At 64.0% G+C, this 12,854-nt stretch carries 12 protein-coding genes; 5 read left to right on the top strand and 7 right to left on the bottom strand.

Annotation, left to right across the window (positions count from 1 at the left end; genetic code table 11):
- Positions 1 to 5 precede the first annotated feature (5 nt).
- On the top strand, positions 6 to 743 hold the full coding sequence (locus tag NKH12_RS16465) for a class I SAM-dependent methyltransferase (protein ID WP_502910803.1): 738 nt from the start codon (positions 6 to 8) through the stop codon (positions 741 to 743).
- A gap of 10 nt (positions 744 to 753) precedes the next feature.
- Here NKH12_RS16465 and NKH12_RS16460 read toward each other — a convergent pair whose 3' ends face one another.
- From NKH12_RS16460 to NKH12_RS16450, 3 genes are all read right to left on the bottom strand, one after another.
- Positions 754 to 1,476 carry an HAD family hydrolase gene (locus NKH12_RS16460; RefSeq protein ID WP_352954101.1) on the bottom strand — a complete coding sequence of 241 codons (723 nt, stop codon included), beginning with the start codon at positions 1,474 to 1,476 and terminating at the stop codon, positions 754 to 756.
- Positions 1,477 to 1,481: 5 nt separating this feature from the next.
- A complete protein-coding gene (gene pgi, locus NKH12_RS16455) occupies positions 1,482 to 3,125 on the bottom strand; it encodes a glucose-6-phosphate isomerase (protein ID WP_352954100.1) in 1,644 nt (547 codons plus the stop codon).
- Positions 3,126 to 3,292: 167 nt separating this feature from the next.
- Positions 3,293 to 3,457 carry a hypothetical protein gene (locus tag NKH12_RS16450; RefSeq protein WP_352954099.1) on the bottom strand — a complete coding sequence of 55 codons (165 nt, stop codon included), beginning with the start codon at positions 3,455 to 3,457 and terminating at the stop codon, positions 3,293 to 3,295.
- A gap of 5 nt (positions 3,458 to 3,462) precedes the next feature.
- Here NKH12_RS16450 and pdxR point away from each other — a divergent pair, with 5 nt between their 5' ends.
- The gene (gene pdxR, locus NKH12_RS16445; protein WP_352954098.1) at positions 3,463 to 4,956 is read left to right on the top strand and encodes a MocR-like pyridoxine biosynthesis transcription factor PdxR; all 1,494 of its coding nucleotides are present in this window, start codon (positions 3,463 to 3,465) and stop codon (positions 4,954 to 4,956) included.
- A 177-nt stretch (positions 4,957 to 5,133) separates the two neighbouring features.
- A complete protein-coding gene (locus NKH12_RS16440) occupies positions 5,134 to 6,723 on the top strand; it encodes a trimethylamine methyltransferase family protein (protein ID WP_352954097.1) in 1,590 nt (529 codons plus the stop codon).
- Positions 6,724 to 6,846: 123 nt separating this feature from the next.
- Here the strand turns inward: NKH12_RS16440 and NKH12_RS16435 are convergent, their stop codons facing one another.
- From NKH12_RS16435 to NKH12_RS16425, 3 genes are read right to left on the bottom strand one after another with little or no spacing between them, the layout of a single operon-like run.
- Complete coding sequence (locus NKH12_RS16435) at positions 6,847 to 7,245, bottom strand: hypothetical protein (RefSeq protein ID WP_352954096.1); 399 nt, start codon at positions 7,243 to 7,245, stop codon at positions 6,847 to 6,849.
- Between the two features lie 55 nt (positions 7,246 to 7,300).
- Positions 7,301 to 8,695: a chromate efflux transporter gene (chrA, locus tag NKH12_RS16430; protein WP_352954095.1), complete on the bottom strand. Its 1,395-nt coding sequence runs from the start codon at positions 8,693 to 8,695 to the stop codon at positions 7,301 to 7,303.
- Positions 8,692 to 9,510 (bottom strand): chromate resistance protein ChrB domain-containing protein, encoded by an 819-nt coding sequence (locus tag NKH12_RS16425; RefSeq protein WP_352954134.1) that lies wholly within the window; start codon positions 9,508 to 9,510, stop codon positions 8,692 to 8,694. The genes chrA and NKH12_RS16425 overlap by 4 nt, the downstream gene beginning before the upstream one ends.
- Positions 9,511 to 9,702: 192 nt before the next feature.
- Between NKH12_RS16425 and NKH12_RS16420 the strand changes: the two genes are divergently transcribed.
- A complete protein-coding gene (locus NKH12_RS16420; RefSeq protein WP_352954094.1) occupies positions 9,703 to 10,122 on the top strand; it encodes a GFA family protein in 420 nt (139 codons plus the stop codon).
- A 96-nt stretch (positions 10,123 to 10,218) separates the two neighbouring features.
- On the opposite strand, the gene NKH12_RS16415 is transcribed toward NKH12_RS16420, so the two are convergent.
- On the bottom strand, positions 10,219 to 12,024 hold the full coding sequence (locus NKH12_RS16415) for an IlvD/Edd family dehydratase (protein ID WP_352954133.1): 1,806 nt from the start codon (positions 12,022 to 12,024) through the stop codon (positions 10,219 to 10,221).
- Between the two features lie 158 nt (positions 12,025 to 12,182).
- Between NKH12_RS16415 and NKH12_RS16410 the strand changes: the two genes are divergently transcribed.
- Positions 12,183 to 12,644: an SRPBCC family protein gene (locus NKH12_RS16410; RefSeq protein WP_352954093.1), complete on the top strand. Its 462-nt coding sequence runs from the start codon at positions 12,183 to 12,185 to the stop codon at positions 12,642 to 12,644.
- Positions 12,645 to 12,854: the final 210 nt, after the last annotated feature.

Raw genomic sequence — 12,854 nt, 5'->3', positions numbered from 1 at the left:
ATAATTTGGGCGATTGCCTTACTGTCGATGACACGGCGGACACGCTTTCCCGTCCCGATCCGCTGACATTCATCAAGGCGAACATGCGTATCGCCCCTGTTTCCGCGCTTCCCGAAATCCGGCTTTATGCTGCCCATCCAGCGAGCGGCCTGTGGCGGCTCACACACCCACAAGGACGAGCAGCCGAGCCGGAAGAAGAAGGAACCGAAGCTGACGAGGACGGGCCTGAGCCGCAGCCACCTTACTGGGCCTATGCCTGGGCCGGCGGCGCGGTGCTTGCCCGCTACATTCTCGATCGGCCGGCGACCGTGGCCGGGCTTCGCGTGCTCGACCTCGGCGCCGGGTCGGGCCTCGTCGGCATCGCCGCGGCAAAGGCCGGAGCGAGCGAAGTGATCGCGTCCGAGATCGACCGCAACGGCGTCGCCGCGCTCGGTCTCAATGCGGCAGCGAACGGCGTCGCAATCACGGTCGTCGGCAAGGACATCACCGCTGGTCCGCCGCCGCCGGTGGATGTCGTGGTGGCCGGCGACTTGTTTTACGGACAAGATCTCGCCGACCGGGTCATCCCATTCCTCGATCGCTGCCTGGCCGCCGGCATCAATGTGCTGATCGGCGACCCAGGCCGGGCCTACCTGCCCCGCTCGCGGCTTCGGCTGCTGGCCGAATACCGCGTGCCCGATGTCGGCGAAGCAAAAGGCGCGGCGATGAAGCCGAGCGGTGTCTTCTCGTTCGAGCCGGAGTAGCCCTGCGAGCTCAGAGCGTCTCCTTGACTCTTGCCGAAAGAAAGTCGGGCAGATCGGCAACCGAATCCAGAATGACATCGGCGATCTGCGACAGCGATTCCCGCGTGCCGGTGCCGGAGAGCACGCCGATCGCCAAACCGCAGCCGCCGGCCCGCGCCATCTCCAGATCGTGGCGATTGTCACCGACCACGGCGATCGCGGCCGGCCTCAGGCCGGTCAGGTCCGAGAAGGCGAGGATCGTATCCGGCGCCGGTTTGGGATTGGCCACCGCGTCGTAACCATAGGCGGCGTCGAACAGCTGAGCGACGCCCAGCGTCAGCAATGTCTTTTCCGCGCCAGTGGTCGAATCGTTGGTGGCAACGCCGAGCCGGTAGGATTTCCTGTGAAGAACGCCAAGCGTCTCGACGATGCCCGGCAGCGCCACCGCCATCGCCGAGCCCTGCATGGAGGTGATCTCGTTGAAGCGGGCGACGGCGAGCATCTGGTCTTCGTCGGACAGGCGCGGAAACCAAAGCTCGACGACATCCATGTTGGTGCCGGAGGCAAAGATGGAGTCGGGCTTGAAGCGTTTGGTGGCGAAATCGTAGCCCGCCGCGGCAAGCAGCCTGTCGGCCTTCCAGCGGTCGCCCTCCGATGCATCCATCGCCATGAAATCGGCAACGCCGAGCCAGGTTGCGTTGAAGTCGACAAGCGTGCCGTCCTTGTCGAACAATATTCCCTTGATCTCGGCCAAGCCGCTTACTCCGATCCGCGCAATCGGTGGATGTGTCCCACTAGTCCGGCGGTCGAAGCGTCCCGCTTTGCGGCATTCTCCTTGCCTTCCACGACAGGCAGCAGGCCGGTCGCCAGTTCCTTGCCGAGCTCGACGCCCCATTGGTCGAAGGAATTGATGTTGAAGAGCGTGCCTTCGACGAACACGCGGTGCTCATAGAGAGCGATCAGCCGTCCGAACGTATGCGGATCGAGTTGTCTGTAAAGGATCGTCACCGAGGGCCGGTTGCCGGAGAAGACGCGGTGCGGGGCGATCCTGTCGACCTCGGCGGGCGCCATGCCCTTTGCCAGCATCTGCGCGCGCGCTTCCTCCAGCGTGCGGCCCTTCATGAAGGCCTCCGACTGCGCCAGGCAGTTGGCGAGCAGCAGATCGTGGTGATGCTTGAGATCCGGCTCATGGCCGATGGCCGCGGCGAGGAATTCGACCGGAATGAAATCGGTGCCCTGGTGCAGCAGCTGGAAGAAGGCGTGCTGGCCATTGGTGCCGGGCTCACCCCAGACCAGCGGGCCGGTCGGCGTCGTCACAGCGCCGCCGTCGAGGGTGACGCTCTTGCCGTTCGATTCCATGTCGAGCTGCTGCAGATAAGCCGGCAGCCTGGACAGGCGCTGGTCGTAGGGAATGACGGCGCGGGCCGGGTATTTGCAGATCACCCGATGCCACCAGCCGATCAAGCCCATCAGCGCCGGCAGGTTACTGGCCAGCGGCGCCGACTGGAAATGTTCGTCCATCGCATGCGCGCCATCGAGAAAAGCGCGAAAATTCTTCGGGCCGACGGCGATCATCACCGGCAGACCGATCGCGCCCCACACCGAATAGCGTCCACCGACCCAGTCCCAGAAGCCGAAGACGCGGTCGGACGCGATGCCGAATTTGGCCACCAGGTCCAGTGCCGTCGAGACGGCAGCGAAATGCTTGCCGACCGCTTCCTTGCCGAGCGCCTTCTGCACCCAGTCGCGCGCCGTTTCGGCATTGGTCATCGTCTCGACGGTGGTGAAGGTCTTCGAAGCGATGATGAACAGCGTGGTTTCGGCGGAAAGGCCCTTCAGCGTGTCGTGGATATGGGCGCCGTCGATGTTGGACACGTAATGCGTGCGCGGCCCATCGTGATAGGGCGCCAGCGCCAGCGTTGCCATGGCCGGGCCAAGGTCGGAGCCGCCGATGCCGATGTTGACGATGTCGGTGATTTTCTTGCCGGTGGCGCCGGCCGCCTTGCCGGAGCGCACGGCATCGGCGAAGGCGCCCATCGCGTCGAGCACGGCGACGACTTCCGCCTTCACGTCCTGGCCGTCGAGCACGATGCCCTTGCCGTTCAGGTTGCGCAGCGCGGTGTGCAGCACGGCGCGGCCTTCGGTGACATTGATCTTCTTGCCCGAGAACATCGCGGAGCGCCGGCCTTCGAGATCGGCGGCTCCGGCCAGCTTCTCAAGCAGATCCATCGTCTGCGCATCGACCGCACATTTCGACCAGTCGAGCAGCAGGTCGCCGTCGGTGGCGGAGAATTTTTCGAAGCGCTGCGGATCAGCAGCGAAAGCCTCGCGCATGCTGCCTGATTTGGCCGCACGGTGAGCGCGCAGGGCGTCGAGCTGTTTTTGAAAGGACGATTGATCCACTGGCTTGCTCCGAAGTCTTTGATGCCAACATAACAGACCGGATGTTTCCGGCGCGTGTCGTCGCGGCAAACTATCTAGCCGAAATCCGCTGGTTTCAATGGGCAGCGATGACGCACTGCGTCACGCAGCGATGACGCGTTGCGTCACGCCAGGGATAACGCACTGCGTCACGCAGCGCTGACGCGTTGCGTCACGCCGGGGATGCCGCAGCGCAGCGAAGGATCACTGGCGTAAATCCCAACGATCAGAAAAATTGATTGGCGCAACGCCTTGTGCCACCGGTACATTCGACTGGTCCAGCCAAATGAAAAAGGCTGGCCATCGAGGAACATTTCCCATGCCACAGCGAAACGACACGGCCATATGGTCCGGCCTGTTCCGGATTTCGGCGGACTCCGGCCAGACCCTGCAGGCGCAGATCCGTCAAGCGATCGTCGCCGCCATCCTCGACCGGCAGATCGCCGCTTCGATGCCGCTTCCGTCCTGCCGAATCCTGGCCGAGAAACTCGGCGTGGCGCGCGGCACCGTAGTGCTGGCCTTCCAGCAGCTCGTCGACCAGGGTTTCCTGGTGGCGCGCGAACGGCGCGGCCATTTCGTCAATCCCGACGTGCTGGCGACCCCGGCGAGGCCGCATCAGAAGGCGCCCGACCAGGCCAACGAGATCGACTGGAAGGCGCGCCGGCAGATCGCGGCCAGCGACATGCCGCCGCCGGCCAAGCACGACAACTGGATCAAGTCGTCCTACCCCTTCGTCTATGGCCAGTTCGATCCGGCACTATTCCCAACCGCCGAGTGGCGCGAGTGCAACCGCATGGCGCTCGCCGTGCTCGAGATCCGCAACTGGGCGTCCGACATGGTCGACCGCGACGATCCGCTTTTGATCGAGCAGATCCAGGCGCGGCTATTGCCGCGGCGCGGCATCTTCGCCAATCCCGACGAGATCATCGTCACGCTTGGCGCGCAAAACGCGCTCTACATGCTGGCGACGCTGCTGATGACCAAGGGCTCCAAAGTGGCCATGGAAGACCCCGGCTATCCCGACGCACGCTCGATCTTCCGGCTGGCTGGCGCCGACGTCACACCGGTCCCGGTCGACCACTCCGGCATCGTAACCGCTTCTATTCCCAATGATTCCGGCTTCGTCTTCGTGACGCCTAGCCACCATTGCCCGACCATGGTGCCACTGTCGGCGGAGCGCCGGCAGGACCTGCTGGCGCGCGCCAACCGCCACAACCAGATCATCATCGAGGACGGCTATGACAGCCAGCTTCTGGACGAGGCGCCGCAACAGGCGCTGAAGAGCCTCGACCGTTCCGGCCGGGTCATCTATGTCGGCTCGATGTCGAAGACGCTGGCTCCCGGTCTGCGGCTCGGCTACATCGTCGCCTCGGCCGGGCTGATCTCCGAGCTTCGCGCGCTGCGCCGGTTCATGCTGCGTCATCCGCCGGCCAACAACCAGCGCGCGGTCGCGCTGTTCCTATCGCTTGGCCACCACGAGGCGCTGGTGCGGCGGCTGTCGAGCGCTTTCGACGAACGGCGCAAGCGTCTGATCCATGCGATTTCCGCCTTCCTGCCGGAGTGGCGCTCGACCGATTCCGCCGGCGGCGCGTCGCTCTGGCTCGAAGGGCCGCGCGGCACCGATTCGCGTGGCCTGGCAGAGGCCGCCGCCTCGCGCAGCGTCATCATCGAGCCTGGCGACCGCTTCTTCGACCGCACCGAAAAGCCGTCGCGCTTCATGCGACTGGGCATCTCCTCGATCGCGCTGCAGCACATCGAGCCCGGCATCCGCGAACTGGCGACGGCGGCCGGGCGCAGGCCGGCGGCGGCTTGATGGCTCGTCCCGACCGGGACCGGCCATCGTTCTTTAGCGCTCTGGCATATGCGACGGGACCGTCTGGCTCATAGGCTGTGCCAATGCCGACGGCATAGTTCGAGGCATAAGGGGACGAAGCAGGCCGATGGTGGACCAACCGCCGCCGCCAGCTTCAGCTAAAGGTGGAGTGCCTCCATGTCAGTGGCTGTTGAGAAGCCGGATATGCCCTCGGACCAACGTTCGCGGCGTTCCGGCGGGCGCGAAGCGCGCCGCGCCATGCGGGCGGCGCCACTTCCCGACGATATCAAGCCGGTGCGCGCCGGCCTCGAAGGCGGAAGCTACGGGCCACTCAGCGAGAACGACCGCGAGCGCATCCACGAAGCGGTGCTGACGCTGCTTGAAACGGTCGGCTTCGCCAATGCCATCCCATCCTGCATCGAGGCGTTGACCAAGGCCGGCGCCACTCTCGGCGAGGACGGGCGAATTCGCTTTCCCCGCGCGCTTGTCCTCGACACCATCAAGAAGGCCGCGCGCCACTTCACCCTGCATGGCCAGGATCCCAAGCACGACATGCTGATCCAGGGCAAGCGCGTGCATTACGGCACGGCGGGTGCCGCGGTGCATCTGGTCGACGTCGAGAAGCGCGAGTATCGCGAGTCGCTGCTACAGGACATCTATGACGCTGCCCGCATCGTCGAAGGGCTCGATAACATCCACTTCTTCCAGCGGCCGATGGTGCCGCGCGACATTCCCGATCCGCTCGACATGGATTTCAACACGCTCTACGCCTGCGTGATGGGCACGTCGAAGCATGTCGGCACGTCCTTCACGGTGCGCGAGAACGTCAAGCCGGCGCTCGACATGCTCTATGCGATTGCCGGCGGCGAAGAGAATTTTCGCGCTCGGCCTTTCGTATCCAATTCGAACTGTTTTGTCGTACCGCCGATGAAGTTTGCCGAGGACGCCTGCGGCGTGCTCGAGGCCTGCGTCGAAGGCGGCATTCCGATCCTGCTGCTGTCCGCCGGCCAGGCAGGCGCCACGGCGCCGGCGGCGATTGCCGGTGCGGTGGTGCAAGCGGTGGCCGAGGTGCTCGCCGGCCTCGTCTACGTCAACGCCATCAAACCCGGACATCCGGCGATCTTCGGCACGTGGCCGTTCGTCTCGGACCTCAGGACCGGCGCCATGTCCGGCGGCTCGGCCGAGCAAGCGGTGCTGACCGCTGCCTGCGCCCAGATGGCGCAATTCTACGACCTGCCGGGTGGTTCGGCCGCCGGCATGACGGATTCGAAACTGCCCGATATTCAGTCCGGCTACGAAAAGGGCATCACCGATGTGATGGCCGGTCTTGCCGGTCTCAACCTCGTCTACGAATCGGCCGGGATGCACGCCTCGCTGCTCGGCTTCTGCCTGGAAAGCCTGATCATCGACAATGACATGCTCGGCCATTGCCTGCGCTGCGTACGTGGCATCGAGGTGACCGATGAGTCGCTGTCGATAGACACCATCGCCGACGTCTGCCTGAAGGGGCCGGGTCACTATCTCGGCAACGAGCAGACGCTGCGGCTGATGCAGACCGAATATTTCTATCCGGCCGTCGGCGACCGCTTTTCGCCGAAGGAGTGGAACGAAAAAGGCAGGCCCGACATCTTGCAGCGGGCAATCATCGAGAAGAAACGCATCCTCGCCGAGCGCTTCCCGCGCCACGTACCAAAGCTGCTCGACGACAAGTTGCGCGCCCGCTTCGGCAACCTGATCCATTTGCCGCGCAGCGGCATGGGCGGCTGAGGACGCTTCTCGTCAAAACGGTCAGAGCCTAATCCATCCCGACAAAATCGGTATGGGGCTCTACCTTTCTGTTTGACCATGATCTTTTCCGAAAAACGGGTTCCACTTTTCGGGATCATGGTCTTAGTCGGCGCTCAAACCGTAGCGCTCGACGACCTCGCCACTGATCAGCTTGGCATGCAGCGCCATCAGAATGATTTGCGCATCGAAGCTGTCGCCGGCCTCAAGGGCTGCCTTGAGCCGGCGCTCCGCATCCAGCCTATGTTGAAGGCCGTTGGATTGCTCGAACGCCTGCGGCCCGACAATACAATAGCCAAAAAGCTGCGCCACCGGTGGGTAGGCTTGTGGTGGCGGCTCGTCCGGCCAGTGGTCCTTCATCAGATTGACGATGGTGAGCTTTGCTCCCTCCGGCACAAGGGCGGGATGAAGGTCGACGCCGCGTAACGCTGCGTCGAGTTGCCTGAGATCGCCTGAACGGCCGAACATTCCGAGGAAGCCTAGGGAAGAGCGTCGTCTCGCCATGATGTTCCTATCCAAATGCCCGAAACCGCAGCGAAGCGCTGGCCGCACGCGGCCGCTATCCGCCCGCTGCCAGCAACAAAACACCAGCTAGGGCCGATCCCGCAAGCGTCGGCAGCATGCCGATCTTCAGCTTCAGGATGGCGATCATGGCAGCACACGACAGCAGCGCCGCACCCCAGTCGATCGATGAGAGCACCGGCACGTCCATTCCAAGCCCGATGTTGCGCACCTCGCCGAAAATGACGTGCAAGCCGAACCACAGAGCGAGATTCATGATGACGCCGACGACGGCGGCGGTGATCGCGGTCAGCGCCGCCGACAGTGCCTTGTTGCCGCGCAGGGCTTCGATGTAGGGCGCACCGAGGAATATCCAGAAGAAGCAAGGCGTGAACGTGGCCCACAGGGTGAGCATCGCCCCAAGCGATCCGGCAAGCAGTGGGTTCAAGGCTCCGGGCTGGCGGAACGCGGCCAGAAAGCCGACGAACTGCAGGACCAGAATGAGCGGACCGGGCGTGGTTTCGGCAAGACCGAGGCCATCGACCATTTCACCGGGTGCAAGCCAGCCGAAGGACTCGACCGCTGCCTGCGCGACATAGGCAAGGACCGCGTAGGCGCCGCCGAAGGTGACGACCGCCATGACGCTGAAGAAGCCACCGATCTCAGTCCATACACTGGCGGATCCGGTGAACGCCCAGATCAGAAGCACAGGCCCGAGCCAGATCGGCAGCCAGATCGCAATGGTGCGCGGCGCATGCCACCGCGTCGGCCTGGTGTGGGCCAGCTCGCCGCGCTCGAACATCAGGTCGACCGCCCCTTTGATGTCGGGAGCATCGCCCTTGCCGTGCGAAGCGCCGGAAAAAAGGCCCGGCGCAACGCGGTTTCCAATCCAGCCCGCCAGGCCCGCAAGCAGGATGATGAGCGGAAACGGCACGTTCAATGCATAGATAGCGATGAAGGCGGCGAGCGCGATCGACACCATGACTCGATTCTTGAGGGCACGTCGTCCGATCCGGATCATCGCCTCGATCACGATGGCGAGCACGGCCGCCTTCACCCCGAAAAACAGCGCCTCGACGAGGGGAGCGTCGCCATACAGCGCATAGAGGATGCTCAAGGTGAGCATCACAAGCGCGCCCGGCGCGACGAACAGGATGCCGGCGACCAGGCCGCCGATCGTCCGGTGCAGCAGCCAGCCGATATAGATGGCGAGTTGCTGGGCTTCAGGGCCGGGCAGCAGCATGCAGTAGTTCAACGCATGCAGGAAACGTTGCTCGCCGATCCAACGCCGTTCCTCGACCAATTCCCTGTGCATGAGCGCGATCTGCCCGGCCGGCCCGCCGAAGCTGAGCAGGCCGATTTTCGCCCAGAGCTTCACGCCTTCGCGGAAGCTTGGCGCAGCCGGCGCTTCGACGATCTCGGCCGTTTTGTCGGAAGCCCCCGTTTCGCTCATGATGGCTTGCTCGCGCTCGGCCAGTTGTGCGTCTCCTCGGTGGCGTCGCGGCACCATCGGAAAAAGGCATCGTAGAGCAGTATGCCTGCCTCCAGCTGTTCCAGATCATCGCGAAACATCCGCGACAGGCCGAGCGAGGCGGCCAAGAACCCGGCTGCCTGGGGAACCAAGTCGAGGCGTGCGGTATCGGCTGCGCGCACGATCATGGCGAGGCGATCGAGCGCCTCGGATTCGAGCCCGAACTCTTCGATCATCGTGTCGAAGGTGCAGCGCTCGCCCCGGTGAGTCCAGAACACATTGTCGATGTCGAAAGGCACGGCCTGAAAGCGATCCGCGACGGCCGACACTTCGGCCGCCTCGACAAAGAGGAAGACCGCGCTCGGATCGATGAAGCGCCTGATAAGCCAGGGGCAGGCGATGCGATCGACCTTTGGGCGGGTCCGCGTCACCCACACGGTGCGGCCTTTTCCATCGCGGGGCGGCAACTTGCCGGCGTGGATCAGAGGCCCCTTGGCATCGCGCCAGGCCTCAAACCCGCCTTCTAGGGATTCGGCACTGACCCCCTCATGCCGCAGCCATGCGGCCACGCCTTGCGAGAGCTTCTGCCCTTTTTGACAGACGACCGCCACTCGGCTGCCGGCGAATTCGGATGCCCAGGTCGGGACGGTTTTGAAATCACGCGGGCTTGAGGCCGGCAGCAGGCGCGGATCGGCATTGTAATCATCTTCGATGCGAACATCGATGATCGCGGGCGCGCCCGGCAGACCAGTCAGCCGGGAAAGTTGCGATACGGTGATAGCGGTTGTCGACGGCATGGCGTCCACCTCCTTGAAAGAGAAGCTTGGACGCGAACGTTGGGCTGACGCCTCACGGGGTCGTCGCGATGCACCCCTTGCCATGATCGTGGATTTGTAACGCCCGCTTGTCAAGCGCCATGCCTGGAGCAAAGGATGCTCTGGCTCCGGCGGCCGGTTTGGCGGAGCCAGAACACGCCTGGGAGGAAAACCATGAAAAAGACCTATCACGGCAGCTGCCATTGCGGTGCGGTGCGTTTCGAAGCCGATATCGACTTCGCCGAGGGTATCCGCAAATGCAATTGCAGCTTCTGCTGGAAACTCGGCTACCGGAAGTCCTTCGCAGCCTATGAGGCCGTGCGGGTGACGGAGGGCCGCGAGCGAATGCGGGAATACAAGGCGACGCCGTCAAACTGGCCGGAAGGCGACATCAACCACTATATGTGCCCGAACTGCGGCGCGAATTTTCTCTCGCGCGGCTATCTTGACTTCATGGGCGGGAACTTCTGGGCGGTGAACGTCGCCTGCCTCGACGACGTCACCGAAGAGGAACTCGCCGCAGCACCGATCGTCTACGAGGATGGCAAGCGCGACAGGCAGGACCGAGCGCCTGACATCACCGGCTATCTCTGAGCGACGGGGCAAACAAGCCAGGGCAGAAATGTCGCCTTAGGACGGCGGCTTGATCGGGTCAAGCCGCCGGTTGCTGAAAGCACCACTACCCGGCGTTCAGTGATTGTCCCGCGGCACGCCGCTGGTGTGCGCCACATCCTGGTATTTCACCGCCGGCTTCAGCACCATTCCTTCGGAAAACTGGTCGACCATGCCGCGCTGGATCTCCTGCCACGGCGTCTGGTGCTTGGGGAAGCGATAGCCGCCATTGTTCTGCAACTCGGCGCGACGGCGCGTGATCTCGTCGTCGGTGACGAGAATGTCGGCGGTGCCCTTGCGCAGGTCGATGCGGACGCGGTCGCCGGTCTTCAACAGCGCCAGCCCGCCGCCTATGGCGGCTTCGGGCGAGGCGTTGAGGATCGACGGCGAGCCCGACGTGCCCGACTGGCGGCCGTCGCCGATGCAGGCCAGCGCATGGATGCCCTTCTTGATGAGATGGGCCGGCGGCTGCATGTTGACGACCTCGGCGCCACCCGGATAACCGATCGGGCCGGCGCCGCGCATGAACAGGATCGTGTGCTCGTCGATGCCTTGCGCCGGATCGTCGATGCGGGCGTGGTAGTCCTCTGGCCCGTCGAAGACCATGGCGTTGCCTTCGAAGGCCTCGGGGTCCTTCGGGTTCGACAGATAGCGTTCGCGGAATTCGGGCGAGATACCGCTGGTCTTCATGATCGCCGAATCGAACAGATTACCCCTAAGATTGATGAAGCCGGCATTGGCTTTCAGGGGCTCGGCGACGGTTCGGATGACGTCGAGATTCTCATTGACGGCCCCATTGCAGTTGTCGCCGATCGTCTTGCCGTTGACGGTCATGGCGTCGGGATGAGGCAACAGCCCGGCCTTCATCAGTTCGGCCACCACTGCGGGCACGCCACCGGCATGATGATAATCCTCGCCGAGATATTCGCCCGACGGCTGCAGGTTGACGATGAGCGGTATCTCGAGGCCGACCTTCTGCCAGTCGTCATTGTCGAGCGGTACGCCAAGATGGCGGGCGATGGCGTTGAGATGGATCGGCGCGTTGGTCGAGCCGCCGATGGCTGAGTTGACAACGATGGCGTTCTCAAAGGCCTGCCGGGTCATAACGTCGGAGGGCTTCAGGTCCTCATGCACCATGTCGACGATGCGTTTTCCCGTCTCATAGGCGATCTGGCCGCGCTCGCGATAGGGAGCGGGAATCGCGGCCGAGCCAGGCAGCTGCATGCCGAGCGCCTCGGCCAGGGAATTCATGGTGGTGGCGGTGCCCATGGTGTTGCAATAGCCGGTGGACGGCGCCGAGGAGGCGACGATGTCCATGAACTCGTCATAGCCGATTTCGCCGGCCGACAGGCGCTGGCGCGATTCCCAAACGATGGTGCCGGAGCCGGTGCGCTTGCCCTTGTGCCAGCCGTTGAGCATCGGGCCGACCGACAGCGCGATGGCCGGAATGTTGACGGTGGCCGCTGCCATCAGCAGGGCCGGCGTCGTCTTGTCGCAGCCAATGGTGAGCACGACGCCGTCGAGCGGGTAGCCGTAGAGCACCTCGACCAGGCCGAGATAGGCAAGGTTGCGGTCGAGTGCCGCGGTCGGGCGTTTGCCCGTCTCCTGGATCGGGTGGCACGGGAACTCGAAAGGGATGCCGCCCATCGAGACGATGCCCTCGCGCACGCGCTTGGCCAACTCGATATGATGGCGGTTGCAGGGCGACAGATCCGAGCCGGTCTGGGCGATACCGATCAGCGGCTTGCCCGACATCAGCTCGGCACGCGTCAGCCCGTAATTCAGGTAGCGCTCAAGGTAAAGCGCCGTCATTCCCGGATTGTCGGGATTGTCGAACCACTCCTGCGAGCGAAATTTCTTTTTTTGCGTGGGGGCGCCGGCCATCATGGTCTCCGTATTTGTATGACAAATCGATATGACAACGCGCAAGAGCAGGCAAGAGGCACGCGCCATCCGATTCCCGACTTTGGTGCGATAGACATGCGTCTACCCCCAAGCTAGACGGGATCGGGGTTTGTCAATTTTGTATCCGGGAGATTTTGATGGCTTTGGTGATCGAAGGCGAGGAACGCATCGCCGCACCCCTGCAAAAGGTGTGGGAAGCGCTGAACGACCCCGACGTTCTGAGGCAGACCATTCCGGGCTGCCAGAGCCTCGAAAAGAAGTCGGACACTGAGATGGGGGCGACTGTGGTGGTCAAGATCGGCCCGATCAAGGCGTCGTTCAACGGCGAGGTGACGCTCAGGAACCTCAACCCGCCGCATTCCTACACCATCCAGGGCGAGGGCAAGGGCGGCATCGCCGGCTTCGCCAAGGGCGGCGCCGATGTGACGCTGACGGCCGATGGACCGGAGGCGACGATCCTCAGATATGCGGCCAAGGCTGATGTCGGCGGAAAGATCGCCCAGCTCGGCAGCCGGCTGATCGAATCGACATCGAAGAAACTGGCCGGACAGTTTTTTTCGAGTTTTGGCGAGAAGGTGGGCGGCTCCCCTCCCCCTTGAGGGGAGCGTGGCCCGTAGGGCCGGGTGGGGTCAGTGGCAACGCGCTCCGACATTTCTTTCGTAAGAGGTTGAGGCAGCTGAGGCGACCCTCCCGGCCCCCCGCGCCGGGGGCCCCCACCCGCCACGGGGGCGGGGAATCCCCCGCACCACCAACACGACGACCCGCCGCGGGGGGCCCCCCCCGGGGGTGTGGTGCGCCCGGCCCCCCCC

Source organism: Mesorhizobium sp. M1322, from assembly GCF_040318085.1.
In the GTDB taxonomy this organism is placed as follows: Bacteria; Pseudomonadota; Alphaproteobacteria; order Rhizobiales; family Rhizobiaceae; genus Mesorhizobium.
Note: the sequence above shows the minus strand (reverse complement) of the source record. Positions and strands in the feature narration are given on the sequence as shown.